The following is a 22,363-nucleotide window of genomic DNA, read 5'->3' on the forward strand; positions in this document are numbered from 1 at the left end:
CAGTGTGAGATGCAAAATCCCGCGCTGCTTTTGCTTTTTAAAATGAATGGAAATCAGGACGATAACACAAATTAAGGAAAGAAAATAACATTCCGTAAGACCGTGCCGTCCATTTGGCACAAATGAAATTTATCAGAAAATATCGACTTCATATTGTAAGCGGTACCAATGTGGATGTTGACTTGAAATGCTGAGTTGACAATGTTTAAATGGAAAAGTCAGATATTTTTTGGACTGCAGTTATGGTCTGGGAAAAAAGAACGAACAAACGAAGAAGAATTTTGATAGGAGCGTCATTTATGTCTAAAATTATTGCAATTAACGCAGGAAGCTCATCTTTAAAATTTCAGTTATTCGAAATGCCTTCAGAAAAGGTGCTAACAAAAGGTTTAGTAGAACGGATCGGTATCGCCGACAGCGTTTTCACAATCTCTGTTAACGGCGAAAAAAATACAGAAGTGACAGATATTCCGGATCATGCGGTTGCGGTGAAGATGCTGCTTCACAAGCTGACTGAATTCGGTATTATAAAGGATCTAAATGAAATTGACGGAATCGGCCACCGTGTGGTTCACGGCGGAGAAAAATTCAGCGATTCTGTTTTGCTTACGGATGAAACAATCCGTGAGATTGAAGAGATTTCAGAACTAGCGCCGCTTCACAACCCGGCTAACATCGTCGGCATTAAAGCCTTTAAAGAAGTGCTTCCGAATGTGCCTGCGGTTGCAGTGTTTGATACGGCGTTCCACCAAACGATGCCTGAACAATCCTACCTGTACAGCCTACCGTACGAATACTACGAGAAATACGGCATTCGCAAATACGGTTTCCACGGCACATCTCATAAATACGTGACACAGCGTGCAGCTGAGCTTCTCGGCCGCCCGCTTGAAGATTTGCGTCTGATTTCCTGTCACCTCGGTAACGGCGCAAGTATCGCGGCGGTAGAAGGCGGAAAATCCATTGATACGTCAATGGGCTTCACACCGCTTGCGGGTGTCGCGATGGGAACACGTTCAGGAAACATCGACCCTGCATTGATTCCGTACATTATGGAAAAAACGGATCAGACGGCAGATGAAGTATTAAATACGTTAAATAAAAAGAGCGGACTGCTTGGCGTATCCGGTTTCTCCAGCGACCTTCGCGATATCGTAGAAGCTTCAAAAGAAGGAAACGAAAGAGCGGAAACGGCTCTTGAAGTGTTTGCAAGCAGAATCCATAAATACATCGGTTCTTACGCTGCGAGAATGAGCGGCGTTGACGCGATTATTTTCACTGCGGGTATCGGTGAAAACAGCGTTGAAGTCAGAGAACGCGTGCTTCGCGGCTTAGAATTCATGGGTGTATATTGGGATCCTGCGCTGAACAACGTGCGCGGCGAGGAAGCGTTTATCAGCTACCCTCACTCTCCTGTCAAAGTCATGATCATTCCGACTGACGAAGAGGTCATGATCGCACGCGACGTTGTCCGCCTTGCACAGTAATGATCGAAAAAAGCACATCCTTTAGGGTGTGCTTTTTTATTGAATGCCCCAGAATCAAACGTTACGATATGTTTAATACATAAACGATGAGGTGAAGCAATGAGTGTGCATGAACATAAACAAGAAGCCCCGTCAGCCGTGCGCTGCAAGGTGATCACAGTCAGCGACACGAGAACGAAAGAAACCGACAAGAGCGGGCGCGTCATGATGGACTTCCTCAGGGAAGCGGGATTTGAAACGGTCGCTTATGACATTGTTAAAGATGAAAAAGATGAATTGCAGAAAGCCGTTTTATCCGGCTGTATGGATGAATATACAGATGCGGTGCTGTTAAACGGAGGGACGGGCATTGCCGAAAGGGATGTCACAATTGAAGCGGTCACGCCGCTGTTTTCAAAAGAACTCCCGGGATTCGGCGAGCTGTTCCGCATGCTGAGCTATACGGAGGACATCGGTTCCGCCGCCATTTTGTCCAGAGCGGCAGCGGGTGTGGTCCAAAATACCGCAGTCTTCTGCACGCCCGGCTCCTCAGGCGCCGTAAAGCTTGCAATGAGTAAACTGATTATTCCTGAACTGCCTCATGTGCTCCGGGAAATCCGAAAAGATTTATAAATGTATAAAAAGGCTCTGCTCCGCTCGAAAAATTGGGTGGGGTTTTTTTTATAAAAGGCTTGAAAAAACAGAATTTACTTGTTACAGTGTATACATACAAAATGCATTTTTATTAATTAAAACTAATTTTTATACAAAAGGGAGCTTTTAACATGGCAAAACAAAAAAAGGTTGTATTGGCATACTCAGGAGGTCTTGATACTTCTGTAGCGATAAAATGGCTGCAAGAACAGGGATACGATGTTGTTGCCTGCTGTTTAGACGTAGGGGAAGGAAAGGATTTGGCATTCGTTCAGCAAAAAGCGCTGGAAGTAGGCGCCGTAAATTCCTATGTGATTGATGCGAAAGAAGAATTCGCCCGGGAGTACGCGCTCATTTCTATGCAGGCCCATACAATGTATGAAGGCAAGTATCCGCTCGTATCTGCACTATCCCGTCCGTTGATCGCGAAAAAACTCGTTGAAGTCGCGGAAAAGGAAAACGCGGTGGCTGTAGCGCACGGCTGCACGGGAAAAGGCAACGATCAGGTGCGTTTCGAAGTATCCATTAAATCATTAAATCCTGATCTGGAGGTCATTGCTCCGGTCCGTGAGTGGCAATGGTCGCGTGAAGAAGAAATTGAATATGCCGCAAGCCGCGGCATACCGATTCCGATCAATCTTGACAGCCCGTATTCCATCGACCAGAACCTATGGGGACGCGCCAATGAATGCGGTATATTAGAAGACCCGTGGGCGGCGCCGCCTGAAGGGGCATATGACCTGACAGCATCTCTTGAAAACACGCCGGACGTTCCGGAAATCATCGAAATCGCATTTGAAGCCGGTGTTCCGGTTTCAATCGACGGCGTAACCTACCCGCTCGCTGATTTAATTCTCAAGCTGAACGAGACTGCCGGAAAACACGGCATCGGCCGGATTGACCATGTGGAAAACCGCCTGGTCGGCATTAAGTCCCGTGAAGTTTATGAGTGCCCGGGCGCCATGACTTTGATTACGGCTCACAAAGAGCTTGAGGATCTGACTTTAGTGAAAGAAGTGGCCCATTTCAAACCGGCAATTGAACAAAAACTGTCTGAAATCATCTATAACGGTTTATGGTTCTCGCCGTTAAAAGACGCGCTGCTTGCATTCCTGAAAGAAACCCAAAAACACGTCACCGGCGTCGTGCGCGTCAAGCTGTTTAAAGGCCATGCCATTGTAGAAGGACGTAAGTCGGAATATTCACTCTACGACGAAAAACTTGCGACATATACAAAAGACGATGCTTTTGACCATCACGCGGCAATCGGTTTCATTGAGCTTTGGGGGCTGCCGACAAAAGTAAACAGCATTGTGAAAAAGAAGGAGCAGATTGAAGCATGAAGAAGCTTTGGGGAGGCCGTTTTCAAAAAACACCGGAAAAGTGGGTCGATGAGTTCGGCGCATCCATCACATTCGACCAAAACTTAGTCAAAGAGGATATTACAGGGTCTCTCGCTCATGCGGCAATGCTGAAAAAATGCGGCATTCTGACGGAAGAAGAAGAAGGCGCCATCCGACAGGGGCTGCAGACCCTCCTGCAAAAAGCAGAGGAAGGAACGCTTGAATTCTCTGTTGATTATGAAGATATCCATTTGAATATTGAAAAAATGCTGATCGAAGAAATCGGACCGCTAGGCGGCAAGCTCCATACCGGCAGAAGCCGGAATGACCAGGTGGCGACCGACATGCATTTGTATTTGAAAGATCATGTCTCACATATCATCGTGCTGATTGAACAGTTCCAAAAAGCGCTGATCGAAAAAGCGGAGGCCAATGTCGAGACCATTCTGCCGGGGTACACCCATTTGCAGCGGGCTCAGCCGATTTCTTTCGCCCACCATCTGCTTGCTTATTTTTGGATGCTTGAACGGGATAAAGAGCGTTTTCGCGATGCTATGAAACGGATTAACATATCGCCGCTCGGATGCGGGGCGCTTGCCGGAACCACGTTTCCGATAGACCGTAACTATTCGGCGGAGCTGCTCGGTTTTGACTCCATTTATGAGAACAGTCTTGACGGAGTCAGTGACAGAGATTTTATTCTCGAGTTTTTAAGCGGCAGCAGCATGCTGATGATGCACCTTTCGCGTTTATCAGAAGAAATCATTCTATGGTGCTCGCAGGAATTCAGATTCATTGAACTGGATGATACGTATGCGACGGGAAGCAGCATGATGCCGCAGAAGAAAAACCCCGACATGGCGGAGCTGATCCGCGGTAAAACCGGACGCGTATACGGTGATATGATGGGGCTTTTCACGATTATGAAAGGGCTCCCGCTCGCTTACAACAAAGACCTGCAGGAAGATAAAGAAGGCATGTTTGACACGGTGAAAACCGTTGAAGGAAGCCTTCAGATTTTCACGGGCATGATTGAAACGATGAAAGTAAACAAGGACATCATGAAACAAGCGACAAAACAAGATTTTTCAAACGCGACGGAACTTGCCGATTATTTAGCTAAAAAAGGCATGCCGTTCAGAGAAGCGCATGAAGTGGTCGGCAAGCTTGTGTACAGCTGCATTGAAAAAGGAATCTATTTAAGTGATATGGCATTTGAAGAATTCCTTCAAGCCAGCAGTCTCTTTGAAGAAGACATCTATACCGTGCTCGATCCGCATCATGCGGTTGAAAAAAGAATGAGCGCCGGCGGAACGGGTTTTCAGCAGGTAGAACAGGCGCTCGTAAAAGCAAAAGCCTGCGCCGGTATTTAATTTGCTGAAATTTCCTTCATATTTTCCCGTCATATCAGACACCCTACATCTATAAAGATGGGAGGTAGAAGGAATGCGCAAAGAACAAGACCGTTACATCTATGATGAAAAAGAAAGTGAAGAAACGGCCAGGCTCATCTCAGAGGCATACGAAAGCGGTTATGTCGGCATGGAGGAAGCCTCTGCTCCTTCAGAAAATTAAGCTGTCTGTAAAGACGGCTTTTTTTTCGTGCGGACGAAGTGCAAAAAAGTGATATTGCCGTTTGTTTATAGTAAAGTAGAGGGAGAAACGTCTTGATTTTATTGAAGCGGCAACGTTGCCTGGGGAGGGTATTCAATGTGCGACATGCTCTAATCACTGCCGGTACAAAGGGATTGGGCCGAAAAGTGACTGAAATGCTTCTGGAAAAAGGCTTTTCTGTCACAGTGAATTACAGACAAGACGAAGAAGCGGTCGCCTGTCTGAAGGCGGATTATCCCGGGTGCCATGACAGATTGCAATTCGTTAAGGGCGATGTAACCCGGAAAGAAGATCTCAAGCGGATCGCCGATGCAGCCCTTCAGCGGTTTGGAAGGATTGACATACTGATTAACAATGCCGGACCGTACATATTTGAGCGCAAAAAGCTTGCCGATTACTCCGATGACGAATGGTATGACATGCTTGAAGGGAATTTAAGCGCCGTTTTCCATCTGTTTAAAGCGGTTATCCCGGTCATGAGACAGCAGCGGTTCGGCCGGATTATTACATACGGTTTTCAAGGAGCGGACCATGCCCCCGGCTGGCTTCACCGTTCCGCTTTCGGAGCGGCTAAAGTCGGGTTGGCTTCGTTAACGAAAACCATTGCGATTGAAGAAGCTGAATCAGGCATTACGGCCAATATGGTCTGCCCGGGTGATATTGTAGGAGATATGAAAGAAGCGTCTATAGAGGAAGCAAGACGGAAAATCGGCAAAGAAAAGACGCCGATCGGCAGGTCCGGAACCGGAGAGGACATTGCGAGAATCATCGCCTTTTTATGTGAAGATGATTCCGATCTTGTAACCGGAACGATCATTGAAGCAACAGGCGGGCTGAATGTGATTAACAGGCATCAATCCCTGTAAGTTTTTTCGTTTGTCAAAAAGGGAACTTGATAAATATTAATTTTTTATGAGGTGAAAACGATGAAAGTGACTTATCACGGACATTCTGTCATTCAAGTGGAAACGAAAACCCATAACATTATTTTTGATCCGTTTCTGACCGGAAACAGTCTGACAAATTTGAAACCGGAAGAAGTGAAAGCGGATGTCATCCTGCTTACTCACGGACACAATGACCATGTCGGAGATACAGAGCAGATCGCTAAACAAAACGATGCGCTCGTCATTGCGCCGAATGAGCTGGCCGTTTATCTCGGCTTTAAAGGTTTAAAGGTCCACCCGATGCATATCGGAGGGGCGCGCCAATTTGATTTCGGTAAAGTGAAACTGACACAGGCATTCCACGGATCGGCGGTCACTGATGAAGAAAACAAAACCATTACGTACACGGGGATGCCGGCCGGGATTTTATTGACGATTGACGGCAAAACGATTTTCCACGCCGGGGACACGGCGCTGTTCTCTGATATGAAACTGATCGGGGAACTGAATCACATTGACCTGGCGTTTCTGCCGATCGGTGATAACTTCACCATGGGCCCTGAAGATGCGAAACTCGCGGCTGAATGGCTGAGAGCGAAACAGGTCGTTCCCGTTCATTACAATACATTTCCTGTCATTGAACAGGACCCTGACGCTTTCGCTGAAAGTCTGCCCGGAGGCGTCGGCAAAGTCATGGCGGTCGGCGAGACCATTGAGCTTGCCTGACATATGTGTCAAAGACCTTCTGAATCAAGCATTCAGAAGGTCTTTTTGTGATGCCGCCTTTTTTCGGGCGTCTCATTGCGAATGAATCCCCCGTACCCTTATAATAAAAGCAGAAGACTGTCCTTAGAGGTGAAACGCTTGGCAACAAAGCATGAACAAATCCTATCATACATAGATTCGCTTCCTGTCGGTGAAAAAATTTCGGTCAGAAGAATTGCGAAAGAAATGAAAGTCAGTGAAGGAACGGCTTACAGAGCCATTAAGGAAGCCGAAAACAAAGGATTCGTTTCCACTATTGAACGTGTGGGGACCATCCGGATTGAACAGAAGAAAAAAGAAAATATTGAAAAGCTGACATACGCCGAGGTCGTCAATGTGATAGACGGCCAGGTGCTCGGCGGAAAAGCCGGTCTGCATAAAACGTTGAATAAGTTTGTGATCGGCGCGATGGAGCTTGACGCGATGATGCGTTATACGGCGGCGGGGAACCTGTTAATCGTCGGGAACCGAATCAACGCCCACCGCCAGGCGCTTGAAGCGGGCGCGGCTGTTTTGGTAACGGGAGGGTTTAATACCGACGACAGCATTATCGAGCTGGCCGATATGCTTGAGCTTCCGATTCTCTCCACGAGCTACGATACCTTTACGGTAGCCGCGATGATCAACCGGGCGATCTATGATCAGCTCATAAAAAAAGAGATTGTGCTCGTGGAAGACATTTTGACGCCCGCAGATCGGACAGTGACGCTGTCCCCTAAGGATAAGCTGGAGAAATGGTACGAAAAAAACTATGAAACCGGACACGGCCGCTTCCCGGTGATCGATCAGCAGATGAAAATCCACGGAATCCTCACATCGAAAGATATCGCGGGGCATGACCGGTCAGTTCCGATTGAAAAAGTAATGACCAAAAACCCTGTCACGGTGATCGGGAAAACATCTGTCGCCTCAGCGGCTCAAATGATGGTTTGGGAAGGAATTGAAGTGCTTCCGGTGACAGACGGGCATCACAAATTGATCGGAATGATCAGCCGCCAGGATGTCTTAAAAGCGCTTCAAATGGTTCAAAAGCAGCCTCAGGTCGGGGAAAAGCTGGATGATATTGTTTCAAGGGGATTTAAAGAAGACGAAGATGACAAAACGCCGGCCGTTTATCAATATGAAGTCACGCCGCAAATGACCAATCAGCTCGGCACGATTTCTTACGGGGTGTTTACGACGATTTTAACCCAGGCCGCCAGCCGATTTTTACGCTCCCGCAAACGCGGCGAGCTGGTCATTGAAAGCATTACGATTTTCTTCCTGAAGCCCGTACAGATGGAGTCGGTCATTGAAGTGAAACCGCGCATTTTAGAGGCGGGCCGGAAATTCGGGAAAATGGAAGTGGAAGTGTCAAGCCAAAGCGGCATCGTTTCAAAAGCGATGCTCATGGTGCAGCTGATGGAGAGAAGTTAAGGGACGCACACGGGTCCCTTGGCATTCATTATGCGTGGTCCCTCTCCGCTTCCTTTGCATGGATGGGCTCATAATGCTTATAGGCTCTATACCCGGCCCATGCGCTGCCTGCTCCGATTAAAATGAAGACGCCGCCGATGACCAGAGTCAGGACGGAGTGAAACAGAATCATTTGGTTTACTCCGTACAAAAACACCAGCGCGCCTAATGCCATACTTGATTTAGCCGAAAAACATTCTTTCTCCAGCGCCCGTTTCGTCTGGATTCCTTTTACTTTGTAATACACGTAAAAGCAGGCAGAAAGCCCGATGAGAAAAACAAAAACCAGCATAAATGAAATCCTCCATTATATGAGTTTGCAAAACCGTTTATACCGTTGCTGAAAGATTTTCCTTTTCCATGGATAAAGAGTATGATTAAATGAATAAAAACGAAAAGGAGAAAGCGATGAAATCCGAACTGATCAGAACCATATCATTATATGACACCATTATCTTACATAGACATGTGAGGCCTGACCCGGACGCCTACGGTTCACAGTGCGGCCTTACGGAAATCCTGCGGGAAACGTATCCCGAAAAAAATATTTTTGCCGTCGGACAGCCTGAGCCGTCCTTGTCTTTTTTATATTCCCTCGATGAGGTGGATGACGAAACCTATAAAGATGCTCTTGTCATCGTGTGCGACACCGCAAACCAAGGCAGGGTCGACGATCAGCGCTACCATTCCGGCGCAAAGCTCATGAAAATAGACCACCATCCAAATGAAGATCCGTATGGCGATCTGTTATGGGTCGATACGAATGCAAGCTCCGTAAGCGAAATGATCTATGAGCTGTACCTGGAAGGAAAGCAGCACGGCTGGAAACTGAATACGAAAGCAGCTGAGCTGATCTACGCGGGTATCGTCGGTGATACGGGGCGCTTCTTATTCCCGAACACCACAAAAAAGACATTAAAATACGCGGGAGAGCTCATTGAGTTCCCATTTTCATCGTCAGAGCTGTTCAATCAATTGTATGAAACAAAATTAAATGTGGTGAAGCTTAACGGCTTTATTTATCAAAATGTGTCACTGTCTGAAAACGGCGTCGCTTCCGTGTTCATTAAAAAAGACATTTTGGAGACATATGGAACCACCGCTTCTGAAGCGTCGCAGCTTGTCGGAACACTCGGAAATATTTCGGGTATCCGCGCTTGGGTGTTTTTCGTAGAAGAAGACGATCAAATCAGAGTCCGGTTCCGTTCAAAAGGTCCGGTCATCAACGGAATTGCCCGGAAATACAATGGCGGCGGACATCCGCTTGCGGCCGGCGCATCCATCTTCAGCTGGGATGAAACCGATCAGATTCTTGCTGATCTGGAAGAGGTATGTAACGAACACAAGTAGAGGGGAGACCCTCTTTCTTAGTGTTCATCTGTCACGGGGATGAACCAGCAGCCGAAATCAGTCAGGTCTTCGTAGACGCGGAGATTACAGATTTGGAGTTCTTTTTTTATGAGGGAAGCGAGTGTGTCTGTTTCTGCATATGCGGAATAGCCTTGTCTGATTCGGGCTGCATGATCTTTTGCCAAGCGTCGTTCACTAAAAACCTCCATTTTCCCTTCCTCCCTTCAGAATCATTGAAAATGTCTCATCTACAGTTTATAAAAAAGCGGAGAAAAAAGCGACAGATCTATGGAAAATTTTTAAAAATGACATAATTACGTCGCAAAAGAAATATGAATTTCGACAGACAATCTCGTATAAATCGTCAGTTCCTTTACTTCAGCTTTAAATTCCTTCTCATTTATGGTGTATATTTTGTTTTCGATCGTCCGTTTTAAAAGCTCCTTTGTTTTATACACGCTTTCAATATCTTTTGTGATGACTTCAGAAATATTATCTTTCACTTGTTCCTCAAATTTCATCTTGTCAGGCTGGGCGATTCTGTATTTTTCCCCATTGATCAGCTTCACATCAACACTTTGGATGAGAAGTCTTTGCTTATTATCCTCATTTAATTTATGAAGATCCTTCTGATAGATGGAGATTTGGTTTTTTAAATCCCGCGCGTGCTCACGCTGCTTTTCAATTAACGTCACTTGTTCTTCCTGAAACGTTCCGTATGTAAACAGAAAGAACAGCCAGCTGACGATGGCTCCGCACATCATTCCCGCGAAAAAACGCTGCCATCCCGGTTTTTTATAATACTCGGGAATTCTCATGATGACATATTCTCCTGGGTCAGCCATGAAATAATCAGCCAGCCGGTCTGCGCGCCGCCCATTGCTGAAATAATTAAAAGAAGCTGTTTGAAAATGTCGCGCGTGTTGCCTTCAAACAGCCCCCGCTCGAAACTGTATACCGCGTCAAATGTTCCCCCGATCGCCGCGACAAGCGCCCAGATCTTCAGCCTGTTCGCCAATTTTGTGATCGCCGTCAGCGGAGGCTCGCCTGATAAATAAGCTCCGAGGCCGCCGATCAGCGCGCCGCCGAGCAACACACCGAGGGCGATAAAATAACTGCTGATGAAATTCGCCATAAATCCGGCTTCCTGATCCATATATACACCACCTCACTTTTCTATCATATTGAGCGAAACGGACAAGTATGATGATGAGTCAAAAAAGAACATTTGTTTCTTAAGAAAACCCGTCTTATAATGTAGAAAGGCAAAATGAACGTATGGGAAAGGAGTGGCGGCATTGTCTTTTGTTCACCTGCAAGTACATAGCGGCTACAGTCTGTTAAACAGCGCCGCTTCTGTAAAAGAGCTTGTTACACAAGCGAAGGAACTCGGATATTCATCATTGGCGCTGACGGACGAAAATGTGATGTACGGCGCCATTGAGTTTTATAAAGCATGCAAATCAAACGGAATTAAGCCGATTATCGGTCTGACGGCTTCTATATACACGGACGATACGGAGCTTGAAGCACATCCGCTCATTCTTTTAGCAGAGACAAACACCGGATATCAGAACCTGGTGAAAATCTCAAGTGCGCTGCAATCCATGGCAAAGGGCGGCATGAAGCGAAAATGGATGAAGAGCTATCATGAGGGGCTGATCGCCATTACGCCCGGTGAAAACGGCTACATTGAAAGCCTGCTTCAAGCCGGGAAGTTTGAAGAAGCGGTCCGGGCTGCCGAAGGATTCCGGGAGCTGTTCGGAGACGGCCGTTTTTATTTAGGGTACCAGCCGTTTAAAGGACATGAGACGTTATCAGAAGAGATTCTCCGCCTGTCAGCCGAGACGGAAATCGCTGTCTGCGCTGCGGGGGATGTCCGTTATATCAAGAAAGAAGATCAAGATGCGTACCGCTGTCTGTGCGCTATTAAAGCCGGAGAGAAGTGGGAGGATCAGAGCGGGAATCTGCCGGACTTATACTTGAGGACGCCTGAAGAAATGGCAGAGCTTTACACGCGGCATCCGGAAGCGATTGAAGCAGCCGCGCGTATCGCCCGGCAATGCCGGGTCGATGTCAGCCTCGGACAGACACAGCTTCCGTCTTTTCCGGCGCCGGACGGCAAATCAGCCGATGACTATTTGGCGGAGATCTGTCATGAGGGGCTGCGCCTCCGTTTCGGCACTCCTGATGAGCGCGCTGTCCGCCGGCTTGAATACGAGCTGGACGTCATCAGGCGCATGAAATTCAGTGATTATTTTCTCATCGTATGGGACTTTATGAAGTACGCGCATGAAAAGGGCATTGTGACAGGCCCGGGAAGGGGGTCCGCGGCAGGCTCGCTTGTCGCTTACTCCCTTTTCATTACCGACGTGGATCCGCTTAAACATTCTCTGCTGTTTGAGAGATTTCTTAATCCCGAGCGGATCAGCATGCCGGATATTGATATCGATTTCCCTGACACGAGAAGGGATGAGGTCATTCAGTATGTACAAAATAAGTACGGGGCCATGCACGTCGCCCAGATTATCACCTTCGGGACATTGGCCGCAAAGGCGGCGTTAAGGGATACCGGGAGAGTGTTCGGAATCAGCCCGAAAGAAGCCGACCAGCTTGCCCGCCTGATTCCGTCAAAACCGGGAATGACGCTTGATGAAGCGAGGCGGCAGTCCGCTCAGCTGAACAGGAGGCTGTCCGAATCCGCCGTTCTTCATAAAGTGTTTCAGATCGCAAGGAAAATTGAAGGTCTTCCGCGGCACACGTCAACACACGCGGCGGGGGTCGTTCTCAGTAAAGAGCCGCTTTCGGAAGTTGTCCCTCTTCAAGAAGGGCATGACGGCGTGTATTTAACGCAGTATGCGATGGATCACTTGGAAGATCTCGGTCTTTTAAAAATGGACTTTTTAGGTTTGCGCAACCTTACGCTTATTGAATCCATTAAAACGATGATTGAAAAAGAGACGAATACGAAAATTGATTTTTCCGAGATTTCTTATCAGGATGAAAAAACGTTCTCGCTATTGTCAAACGGTGATACGACGGGTATTTTCCAGCTGGAATCATCAGGAATGAGAAACGTGCTGAAGCGCCTGAAGCCGTCAAGACTGGAAGACATTGTCGCGGTTAACGCGCTTTACAGGCCGGGACCGATGGAAAATATTCCGTTATTTATCGACCGGAAGCACGGGCGGGCGCGTGTGGAAGTGCCGCACGAGGATGTAAGAAATATTCTCAGTGACACTTACGGCGTCATCGTCTATCAAGAACAGATAATGATGATCGCCTCGCGCATGGCAGGGTTTTCATTAGGTGAAGCGGATCTGCTCAGACGGGCTGTCAGCAAAAAGCAAAAGGACATTCTGGACAGAGAACGAAGCCATTTTGTTGAAGGGTGCTTAAAAAAGGAGTATTCTGTAGTCACTGCAAACGAGGTCTACGATCTGATTGTAAAATTCGCTAACTACGGATTCAACAGAAGCCATGCTGTCGCATACAGCATGATCGGCTATCAGCTCGCCTATTTAAAAGCGCATTATCCGTTATATTTTATGTGCGGGCTGTTGACGAGCGTCATCGGCAATGAGGACAAAATATCGCAATATCTGCATGAAGCGAAGGGGAGCGGGATTCAAGTCCTTCCGCCGTCAATAAACAAAAGCGGTTTTCCGTTTGCGCCGGAAAACGGAGCCGTCAGATACAGTTTGCGGGCCGTTAAAAACGTAGGCGTCTCGGCAGTGAAAGATATTTATAAAGCAAGAACACATAAACCGTTCGAGGATCTTTTCGATTTCTGCTTTCGCGTACCCGCAAAAAGCGTGAATCGGAAAACCATCGAAGCCCTTATATTTTCTGGCGCCATGGACGAATTCAATCAAAATCGCGCCGCCTTGCTGGCCTCCGTTGATGTGGCTTTAGAGCACGCTGAACTTTTTCGTGCAGACGATGACCAAATGGGATTGTTTTTGGAAGAATCGTTCTCCATTAAGCCAAAATATGTAGAGGCTGAGGAATTTCCGCTCGTGGACAAGCTTCGGTTCGAAAAAGAAGCTCTCGGTGTTTATTTCTCAAGCCATCCTTTGTCTGCTTTCAGGGATCTCCTGAAAAAACGGGGGGCGCAAGCGATCACAGCAGCGCGGCAGATGCCGAAGGGGCAGCTGTCAATCGGCGCTTTGCTCGCGGGCATTAAAACGATTCGGACAAAGACAGGTCAGCATATGGCGTTTCTCACATTAAGCGATGAAACGGGAGAAATGGAAGCCGTCGTGTTTCCTGACCAATATAGAAGGCTGTCTCCGCTGTTAGAAGAAGGCGCGCTTTTATTCGCCGCCGGAAAAATGGAAGAGCGTCAGGAGAAGACACAATTCATCATGTCATCCGCCTCTCTTCTTGAGCAGACGGAGGCAGACAGAGCGCCGTCTGTTTACATCAAAATCGAAGGCAGCCGGCACAATCAGGAGTTTTTGGAAAAGATGAAGCGTATTTTACTGGAGCATAAAGGGGAAACCGGCGTTTATCTTTATTATGAAAAAGACAAGCAGACGATCAGGCTGCCGGATACTTTTCATATTCAGGCGGACCATCAGGCGTTATACCGTTTAAAAGAGCTGCTGGGCCGCGAAAACGTCGTGTTAAAATAGTGGTAACAATAATCGTTTTGTTATACAATTGAAACAATTGTGCTATCTTATTTAAAGATTCTGAAATTTTTCACCTCCAGCGATTGTACCAGTCTATGCGGCAGAATATGTAACAAAGTACTTAAAAGGAGTGTTTAGAATGTCATTAAGAGAAGAAGCGTTACATTTACACAAAGTAAATCAAGGAAAGCTGGAATCAAAAGCAAAGGTAGAAGTCAGAAACGCGGACGACTTAAGCCTTGCCTACTCTCCCGGAGTAGCTGAGCCTTGTAAAGAGATTTATGACGATAAAAACAAAGTATATGATTATACAATGAAGGGGAACATGGTAGCAGTCGTAACAGACGGATCAGCCGTTCTCGGTCTCGGTAATATCGGGCCTGAAGCTTCACTTCCGGTCATGGAAGGGAAAGCGGTGCTGTTCAAAAGTTTCGCGGGCGTGGATGCATTCCCGATCGCGCTTGACACAAACGATGTGGACAAAATCATTGACACTGTAAAGCTGCTTGCACCGACATTCGGCGGTGTCAACCTTGAAGATATTGCGGCGCCGAACTGCTTCATTATCGAAGAGCGCCTGAAAAAAGAAACAAACATTCCGGTTTTCCACGATGATCAGCACGGCACTGCCATCGTAACCGTTGCCGGACTTGTAAACGCGCTGAAATTATCAGGTAAATCCATGTCATCCATTAAAGTTGTGGCAAACGGAGCGGGAGCGGCAGGCATCGCGATCATCAAGCTTCTTTACCATTTCGGCGTACGCAACATCGTAATGTGCGACTCTAAAGGGGCGATTTACGAAGGGCGTCCGGCCGGCATGAACGCAGTGAAAAACGAAGTGGCGAAGTTTACAAACCAAGACCGCAACGACGGTTCGCTTCAGGATGTCATTAAAGATGCAGACGTCTTTATCGGCGTATCAGTCGAAGGCGCGCTGACGAAAGAAATGGTGGAGAGCATGGCGAAAGATCCAATTATCTTCGCAATGGCCAACCCGAATCCGGAAATCATGCCTGAAGACGCGCGCGCAGCCGGCGCAAGCGTAATCGGAACAGGCCGTTCTGATTTCCCGAACCAGGTCAACAACGTCCTGGCATTCCCTGGAATTTTCCGCGGAGCGCTTGACGTTCGCGCGACTCACATCAACGAAGAAATGAAAATTGCTGCGGTTGAAGCGATTGCTTCCCTTGTTACAGAGGAAGAATTAAGCGCTGATTATGTCATCCCGGCTCCATTTGACAAACGTGTGGCTCCTGCCGTTGCGAAAGCTGTTGCGAAAGCAGCGATGGAAACGGGCGTCGCCAGAATTACGGTCGATCCTGAGGAAGTGGCTGAAAAAACAAGACAGCTCACGGTCATCGGCGAATAATAACACAAAAATGAAATGGCAGCGCGTTGGAAAAAAACAACGCGCTGCTGTTCAATATACGGACTGCTGGCATTTTTTTAAGGGCAGGTCTTAAAAAAATTTCAGCAGAATCCTTATTTCTTTTGAAAACGCTGACAGATAAGGCTGAACAACGCTTTTTACGGTATGAAATCCGTCCGTTTCCGTCTGTTTTGAAGCAAAAAATGTCGAATGGAGGATGACACCGTTTGACAAAAAAAGTACAATAGTTTCGGTAAAGTTATTATTAAGTCTATCTAATCGGAAGACATGCAGTGAAGAGAACCCTTCACAAAAGGGAGGTAATCATTTGTTAAAGGATATATTCACAAAAAAGAAAAAATATGCTTCCGTGCCGTCTGAGCAGGCAAAACATGATGTTCCGGAAGGCATTATGACAAAGTGCCCCAAATGTAAAAAAATCATGCTCACAAAAGAGTTAGATAAAAACCTGCGCGTCTGCATGAACTGCGGGCACCATTTCCCGATGAATGCAAAGCAGCGCATTGAAAGCCTCCTGGATGAAGATTCATTCGAAGAATTCAACCAGGGAATGATATCTGAAAACCCGCTCGGTTTCCCGGAATACTTAGAAAAAATCGAAAAAGACCGTGAGAAAACATCGCTGAATGAAGCGGTGGTTACCGGAAAAGGAACCATCAGCGGATTCCCGGCCGTGATCGCGATCATGGATTCAACATTCCGAATGGGCAGCATGGGTTCGGTTGTCGGCGAAAAAATCACGCTTGCAATTGAAAAGGCAAAAGAGGAAAAAGCCCCGTTTATCATCTTTACCGCTTCCGGCGGCGCACGTATGCAGGAGGGGGTCTTAAGCCTTATGCAAATGGCAAAGACAAGCTCTGCATTAAAACTGTTCAGTGAGGAGCAGGGACTGATTATTTCTGTCATGACCCACCCGACGACAGGCGGCGTATCGGCCAGTTTCGCGTCTCTCGGTGATTATAATTTCGCTGAACCGGGCGCCTTGATCGGATTTGCCGGAAGACGTATTATTGAACAGACGATCGGGGAAAAACTGCCGGAAGATTTCCAGACGGCGGAATTTTTATTAAAGCACGGCCAGCTTGATGCGGTGATTCACCGAAACGACATGAAAGACAAACTCGCATTTCTGCTGGACATGCACCAAACAGGAGGTGAGCATGAGTGGCTGCAAGATTAGAATTTGAAAAACCAGTGATTGAACTGCAGACGAAAATCGCCGAACTGAAAAAATTCACCCAAGATTCGGAGATGGATTTAAGCGCTGAAATCGCAAGGCTTGAAGACCGGCTCAGCAAGCTTCAGGATGAGATTTATAAAAACCTGAAGCCGTGGGACAGAGTGCAGATCGCACGCCTTCCCGACCGGCCGACGACGCTTGATTACATTCAATACCTGTTTACCGACTTTTTTGAGTGCCACGGAGACAGAACATACGGAGATGATGCGGCGATTGTCGGCGGAGTCGCCAAATATCACGGCATGCCGGTCACCGTCATCGGACATCAGCGCGGAAAAGACACGAAAGAAAACCTTGTCCGCAATTTCGGGATGCCTCACCCTGAGGGCTACCGCAAAGCGCTTCGTCTCATGAAGCAGGCCGATAAGTTCAACCGCCCGATTATCTGCTTCATCGACACGAAGGGAGCGTACCCGGGTAAAGCGGCGGAGGAACGGGGACAAAGTGAAGCCATCGCCAAGAACCTGTTCGAGATGGCCGGCCTGACAGTGCCTGTCGTTTGTATCGTCATCGGGGAAGGCGGCAGCGGAGGCGCGCTTGCATTAGGTGTGGGCAACCGCATGCTGATGCTTGAGAACTCGACGTATTCCGTTATTTCTCCTGAAGGAGCCGCGTCCATTTTGTGGAAGGACTCCAGCCTTGCGAAAAAAGCGGCCGAATCCATGAAGATTACTGCGCCCGATTTATTAGAATTAGGAATTATTGACGATATGATTAAAGAAGTGAAGGGCGGAGCTCACCACGATATCAAGCAGCAGGCGGGCTACATTGACGGTATACTTAAAGAAACGTTAAAATCTCTTCTTCAATTGAACGCCGAAGAATTGATCTCACAGCGCTATGAAAAATATAAAGCAATCGGGAAAGTTTCGGTTGAGGATCAATATATCGGGGTAAACTGAATAGACGTGAAGCCTATGGCTCACGTTTATTTTTTGTGATTTTTGTGATATTCCTTAAATTTTATTTAAAAACAATTTATTTAATTGTATAATAGGTAAGGTTTCATGGGAGCTCAGGCGTCCCTTTTCATTGTTTTAGGGCAATGATCATGATATGTTTAACATATATATGTTGCTGAGGTGAATAGGAAATGAAGCGTATAGGAGTTTTAACGAGCGGCGGGGATTCCCCGGGTATGAACGCTGCGGTGCGCGCGGTTGTGCGGAAAGCTATCTACCACGACGTCGAAGTGTACGGAATTTATAACGGTTATTCAGGATTAATCAGCGGAAAAATAGAGAAACTGGAGCTTGGTTCGGTCGGTGACATCATCCACCGCGGCGGAACAAAGCTGTATACGGCCAGATGTCCTGAATTCAAAACAGTTGAAGGCCGTGAAAAAGGAATCGAAAATTTAAAGAAACTCGGCATTGAAGGTCTTGTCGTCATCGGCGGAGACGGTTCATACATGGGTGCGAAAAAATTAACGGAACACGGGTTTCCGTGTGTAGGTGTACCGGGTACGATAGATAATGACATCCCGGGAACTGATTTTACGATCGGGTTTGATACGGCGTTAAACACCGTAATTGATGCGATTGATAAAATCCGTGACACCGCTACGTCTCATGAGCGTACATACGTTATTGAAGTGATGGGGCGCCATGCGGGCGACATTGCTTTATGGGCAGGTCTTGCAGGCGGAGCGGAATCAATTTTAATTCCTGAAGCGGACTACGATATGCAGGAAATTATCGGCCGTTTGAAGAGAGGGCACGACCGCGGCAAAAAACACAGTATCATCATCGTTGCAGAAGGGGTAGGCAGCGGGGTTGAATTCGGAAAACGCATCGAAGAAGAAACGAACCTTGAAACACGGGTCTCCGTTTTAGGGCACATCCAGCGCGGCGGATCTCCAAGCGCTTCTGACCGGGTTCTTGCAAGCCGCCTCGGCGCTTACGCGGTTGAGCTTCTGCTTAAAGGAAAAGGCGGACGCTGCGTAGGTATACAAAACAACAAGCTTGTAGACCATGATATTATAGAAATTTTAGAATCAAAACATACTGTTGAACCAAACATGTATCAGCTTTCAAAAGAACTGTCTATTTAAGGCGGAAGAAGCTGAAGATTTCAGAAGGAAGTGAACGAGTTGAAAAAAACAAAAATCGTTTGTACAATCGGTCCGGCCAGTGAAAGTGTAGAAATGCTGACAAAATTGATGGAAGCGGGTATGAACGTTGCTCGTCTGAATTTTTCACACGGTGATTTCGAAGAGCACGGCGCAAGAATCAAAAACATCAGAGAAGCAAGCAAAAAGCTCGGCAAAAACGTGGGGATTCTCCTCGATACGAAAGGTCCGGAAATCCGCACGCACGATATGGAAAACGGCGCGCTTGAGCTTCAGGCGGGAAATGAAATTATCGTTTCTACGAAACAGGTGCTGGGAACGCTTGAAAAATTCTCAGTTTCTTATGAAGGCCTGGCAGACGACGTGTCAGCAGGGTCTATCATCCTGTTGGATGACGGTTTAATCGGATTGGAAGTGCTAGAATCAAATCCGGAAAAACACGAAATCAAAACAAAAATCTTAAACAGCGGCACGCTGAAAAATAAAAAAGGCGTAAACGTTCCCGGCGTCAGCGTCAACCTTCCCGGAATTACTGAAAAAGACGCCAAAGACATCGTATTCGGTATCGAGCAAGGCGTTGATTTCATCGCTGCGTCATTTGTACGCCGTTCTACGGATGTCCTGGAAATTCGCGAACTGCTTGAAGAGCATAACGCGTCTGACATTCAAATCATTCCTAAGATCGAGAACCAGGAAGGCGTGGACAACCTGGATGCGATCCTGGAAGTATCTGACGGCTTAATGGTAGCGCGCGGAGACCTCGGCGTAGAGATCCCGGCCGAAGAAGTGCCGCTCGTGCAAAAAGAAATGATCAAAAAATGCAACGCGCTCGGCAAACCGGTTATTACTGCGACTCAAATGCTTGACAGCATGCAGCGCAACCCTCGCCCGACACGCGCTGAAGCAAGTGACGTTGCCAACGCCATTTTCGACGGCACAGATGCTATCATGCTTTCCGGTGAGACGGCTGCGGGACAATATCCTGTCGAGGCGGTTCAAACAATGTTTAACATCGCCACACGCACGGAAGAATCTCTGAACTACAAAGAAATTCTGTCTAAACGCAGAGATCAGGTCGGCATGACGATTACCGATGCGATCGGCCAATCAGTTGCGCACACGGCGATCAATCTGAGTGCGGCAGCTATCGTTACGCCTACAGAAAGCGGCCATACGGCGCGTATGATCGCGAAATACCGTCCGCAGGCTCCGATTGTAGCCGTTACGGTTAATGAGTCTGTATCACGCAAACTCGGCCTTGTATTCGGCGTATTCCCGGCAAGCGGCCAAAACGCGAATTCAACCGATGAAATGCTTGAAGACGCGGTTCAAAAATCACTTGACAGCGGCATCGTGAAACGCGGTGATCTGATTGTCATTACAGCAGGTTCTGTCGGTGAATCAGGCACGACGAATCTGATGAAAGTCCACACTGTCGGCAGCGTTATCGCGAAAGGGCAAGGCATCGGACGCAAATCTGCATTCGGTCCGGTCGTTGTTGCAAAAAATGCGAAAGAAGCTGAACAAAAAATGACAGACGGCGCAGTATTGGTTGCTTCAAGCACTGACCGCGACATGATCGCTTCACTTGAAAAAGCATCAGCGCTTATCACTGAAGAAGGCGGTCTGACAAGCCATGCAGCCGTTGTCGGTTTAAGCTTGGGCATTCCGGTTATCGTCGGTCTGGAGAACGCAACTTCAGTTTTAACAGAAGGACAGGTTATCACAGTTGACGCTGCCCGCGGCGCTGTGTATGAAGGCCGCGCAAGCGTTCTTTAAACAGCTTTAAAAAAGAGAGGGGGGTTCTCCCTTCTCTTTTGTCTTTAGGTTGATTTTCCTATTCCCATGCGGGCGGTGACGCGCTTTTAGAAGGGCAGGAGGGCAGAAAAATGAGAGTGTTATTCTTACTGTTTATCGTGTGTCCGGCAATTGAAATCGGTTTGTTTCTGCTGGCGGGAAAATGGCTCGGTATTTTTCCGACCTTCCTTCTCATCATTTTGACAGGCGTGTTAGGCGCCTTGGTGGCAAAAAGACAGGGAACCGATGTGTATCATCGGGTGATGCGCGACCTGCAGCACGGCAAAATGCCGGGGGAAGCGCTTCTTGACGGAATATGCGTCTTTTTCGGAGGCCTGCTTTTGATGCTTCCGGGTTTTCTGTCCGATATTGCAGGGGCCTGTCTTCTGATTCCGTTCACTCGGAACCGCATGAAGCCGCTTTTGTTCAAATGGCTGAGAGGAATGTCAAAAAACAAGCGGATCATTATCAAATAAAAACGGCAGCCTTCTTACAGGGCTGCTGTTTTTATTTGGACTGAACAGTAATATAGGCCCATATTTCTTTTAAAGCGCCCGTTGTGATAAAGGCCTGAATGAAAACGAGCAGCGCGGGCCCCGCAGCCAGTCCTAAAATTCCGAACAATTTAAAGCCGGCAAACAGAGCGATTAAGGTCGCAAGCGGATCAAGTCCGATTGACTTGCTTAAAATTTTCGGCTCCGTCAGCTGGCGCTGGATAAGAACCACAATATATAAAACACCGAGACCGATCGCTTGAGGAAGCTGACCGGCAATGGCCAAATACATAATCCAGGGAACAAAGACCGACCCGGCGCCGAGATACGGGAGCAGGTCCACCAGGCCGATAAAAAAGGCGATGGTTGCCGCATGCTCAATCCCTAAAAGAAAAAGTCCGATAAAGACAATGATCATCGTGAAAAGTATGAGCACGGCCTGCGCCTTAATGAAACCTGCCATCGCTTTTTTCAGCTCTCCCGATACGGCCTTGGCGTTTGCCGAAACCCGTTCCGGAAGAATGGAATAAAGCAGCGCCTTCAGCTTATGCCAGTCCTTTGTCATAAAAAAAGTCGCCAGCATTGCGAAAATGAAGACGGCAGCTGTATTGGGAAGGAAGGCAATCCATTTCGGCACCAGCTCTAAAAGATGTGAAAGCATCAGCCCCGCATTTTTAGCGGCTGTATCACCGAGGGTCTGAATATGCGTCACGATGGATGCCTGCTGATTGGTTTCCAGTCCGTTAAATAGGACGGTCAGCTCGTGGTACAATGGCTGAATGCGGGAAGTGAACAGCTCTTCGCAATACGTCATAAAGGCGCTGATATGGGGAGGGAGCGTTTTGGCCAGATAGGCGGTTCCCGAAATGATTTCCGCAACGAGAAATGTCGCCGCGCCAAGAAGAATAAGCAAAAAGAAGACCAGGACAATGACAGTATTGACTGACCGGGGCAGCCCCGTCAGTTTGTCCAGCCAGTCAACTACGGGAATGATCGCTGATGACAGAATAAGGGCGATCAGAAACGGATAAGTTAACGGAAATGAGGCGTAACCGGCCGCTAAAGCGCCGCCGGCCGCAGCGAGTACAAACAGCGCGCGGAAAAAAACAGTTGCATAGTGCGGATTCACATCGATCCTCCTCTCGATGGCACGTCCTATTACATTAGTTTATTCGTCAAAAAAAAGGATATGAATAC

General features: G+C 47.5%; 21 protein-coding genes. 16 read left to right on the top strand and 5 right to left on the bottom strand.

The genetic code is table 11. From position 1 onward, the window contains the following. Positions 1-299 precede the first annotated feature (299 nt). From NQS30_RS13790 to NQS30_RS13825, 8 genes are all read left to right on the top strand, one after another. A complete protein-coding gene (locus tag NQS30_RS13790; RefSeq protein ID WP_007408053.1) occupies positions 300-1,487 on the top strand; it encodes an acetate kinase in 1,188 nt (395 codons plus the stop codon). A 99-nt stretch (positions 1,488-1,586) separates the two neighbouring features. Beyond that, positions 1,587-2,099, top strand: coding sequence for a MogA/MoaB family molybdenum cofactor biosynthesis protein (locus NQS30_RS13795; protein WP_061581281.1), 513 nt, complete (start codon positions 1,587-1,589; stop codon positions 2,097-2,099). A 152-nt stretch (positions 2,100-2,251) separates the two neighbouring features. Beyond that, positions 2,252-3,463 carry an argininosuccinate synthase gene (locus tag NQS30_RS13800; RefSeq protein WP_043021559.1) on the top strand — a complete coding sequence of 404 codons (1,212 nt, stop codon included), beginning with the start codon at positions 2,252-2,254 and terminating at the stop codon, positions 3,461-3,463. After that, positions 3,460-4,836, top strand: a complete 1,377-nt coding sequence (gene argH / locus NQS30_RS13805; protein WP_003152429.1) for an argininosuccinate lyase — start codon at positions 3,460-3,462, stop codon at positions 4,834-4,836. Before NQS30_RS13800 ends, argH begins: the two co-directional genes overlap by 4 nt. 73 nt (positions 4,837-4,909) lie before the next feature. Continuing rightward, complete coding sequence (locus NQS30_RS13810) at positions 4,910-5,038, top strand: hypothetical protein (protein ID WP_007408056.1); 129 nt, start codon at positions 4,910-4,912, stop codon at positions 5,036-5,038. Between the two features lie 137 nt (positions 5,039-5,175). Next, entirely contained in the window at positions 5,176-5,943 is a 768-nt protein-coding gene (locus NQS30_RS13815) for an SDR family oxidoreductase (protein ID WP_043021560.1), read from the top strand. A gap of 60 nt (positions 5,944-6,003) precedes the next feature. Then, a complete protein-coding gene (locus tag NQS30_RS13820) occupies positions 6,004-6,690 on the top strand; it encodes a metal-dependent hydrolase (protein ID WP_007408057.1) in 687 nt (228 codons plus the stop codon). Between the two features lie 138 nt (positions 6,691-6,828). Further along, positions 6,829-8,145: a CBS domain-containing protein gene (locus NQS30_RS13825; protein WP_012118175.1), complete on the top strand. Its 1,317-nt coding sequence runs from the start codon at positions 6,829-6,831 to the stop codon at positions 8,143-8,145. 28 nt (positions 8,146-8,173) lie between these two features. Here the strand turns inward: NQS30_RS13825 and NQS30_RS13830 are convergent, their stop codons facing one another. After that, on the bottom strand, positions 8,174-8,476 hold the full coding sequence (locus tag NQS30_RS13830) for a YtpI family protein (protein ID WP_012118174.1): 303 nt from the start codon (positions 8,474-8,476) through the stop codon (positions 8,174-8,176). 116 nt (positions 8,477-8,592) lie between these two features. On the opposite strand from NQS30_RS13830, the gene NQS30_RS13835 reads away from it, so the two are divergent. Beyond that, entirely contained in the window at positions 8,593-9,534 is a 942-nt protein-coding gene (locus NQS30_RS13835) for a DHH family phosphoesterase (RefSeq protein ID WP_003152435.1), read from the top strand. Positions 9,535-9,551: 17 nt separating this feature from the next. Here NQS30_RS13835 and NQS30_RS13840 read toward each other — a convergent pair whose 3' ends face one another. The 3 genes from NQS30_RS13840 to ytrH all read right to left on the bottom strand — a co-directional run bounded on the left by NQS30_RS13840 (position 9,552) and on the right by ytrH (position 10,690). Then, positions 9,552-9,743, bottom strand: coding sequence for a YtzJ family protein (locus NQS30_RS13840; protein WP_007408061.1), 192 nt, complete (start codon positions 9,741-9,743; stop codon positions 9,552-9,554). Positions 9,744-9,848: 105 nt separating this feature from the next. Beyond that, the gene (gene ytrI, locus NQS30_RS13845; protein ID WP_007408062.1) at positions 9,849-10,352 is read right to left on the bottom strand and encodes a sporulation membrane protein YtrI; all 504 of its coding nucleotides are present in this window, start codon (positions 10,350-10,352) and stop codon (positions 9,849-9,851) included. Beyond that, a complete protein-coding gene (ytrH, locus tag NQS30_RS13850) occupies positions 10,349-10,690 on the bottom strand; it encodes a sporulation membrane protein YtrH (RefSeq protein WP_003152438.1) in 342 nt (113 codons plus the stop codon). Before ytrH ends, ytrI begins: the two co-directional genes overlap by 4 nt. Before the next feature lie 142 nt (positions 10,691-10,832). Here ytrH and dnaE point away from each other — a divergent pair, with 142 nt between their 5' ends. From dnaE to NQS30_RS13885, 7 genes are all read left to right on the top strand, one after another. Next, positions 10,833-14,171: a DNA polymerase III subunit alpha gene (gene dnaE, locus NQS30_RS13855; protein ID WP_043021561.1), complete on the top strand. Its 3,339-nt coding sequence runs from the start codon at positions 10,833-10,835 to the stop codon at positions 14,169-14,171. Positions 14,172-14,310: 139 nt separating this feature from the next. Further along, entirely contained in the window at positions 14,311-15,543 is a 1,233-nt protein-coding gene (gene ystJ, locus NQS30_RS13860; RefSeq protein WP_015240371.1) for an NADP-dependent malic enzyme, read from the top strand. Positions 15,544-15,871: 328 nt separating this feature from the next. Continuing rightward, positions 15,872-16,744, top strand: a complete 873-nt coding sequence (gene accD / locus NQS30_RS13865; protein ID WP_218791319.1) for an acetyl-CoA carboxylase, carboxyltransferase subunit beta — start codon at positions 15,872-15,874, stop codon at positions 16,742-16,744. Next, the gene (accA, locus tag NQS30_RS13870) at positions 16,729-17,706 is read left to right on the top strand and encodes an acetyl-CoA carboxylase carboxyl transferase subunit alpha (protein WP_025285100.1); all 978 of its coding nucleotides are present in this window, start codon (positions 16,729-16,731) and stop codon (positions 17,704-17,706) included. The genes accD and accA overlap by 16 nt, the downstream gene beginning before the upstream one ends. A 191-nt stretch (positions 17,707-17,897) precedes the next feature. Then, a complete protein-coding gene (gene pfkA / locus NQS30_RS13875) occupies positions 17,898-18,857 on the top strand; it encodes a 6-phosphofructokinase (RefSeq protein WP_007408068.1) in 960 nt (319 codons plus the stop codon). A gap of 39 nt (positions 18,858-18,896) precedes the next feature. Next, positions 18,897-20,654: a pyruvate kinase gene (gene pyk / locus NQS30_RS13880; RefSeq protein ID WP_007408069.1), complete on the top strand. Its 1,758-nt coding sequence runs from the start codon at positions 18,897-18,899 to the stop codon at positions 20,652-20,654. 110 nt (positions 20,655-20,764) lie between these two features. After that, positions 20,765-21,148, top strand: a complete 384-nt coding sequence (locus tag NQS30_RS13885) for an FxsA family protein (protein ID WP_012118168.1) — start codon at positions 20,765-20,767, stop codon at positions 21,146-21,148. Positions 21,149-21,179: 31 nt separating this feature from the next. Here NQS30_RS13885 and ytvI read toward each other — a convergent pair whose 3' ends face one another. Beyond that, positions 21,180-22,295: a sporulation integral membrane protein YtvI gene (gene ytvI, locus NQS30_RS13890; protein ID WP_007408071.1), complete on the bottom strand. Its 1,116-nt coding sequence runs from the start codon at positions 22,293-22,295 to the stop codon at positions 21,180-21,182. Positions 22,296-22,363: the final 68 nt, after the last annotated feature.

The organism is Bacillus sp. B1(2022) (assembly GCF_040259625.1).
Lineage (GTDB): Bacteria > Bacillota > Bacilli > Bacillales > Bacillaceae > Bacillus > Bacillus velezensis.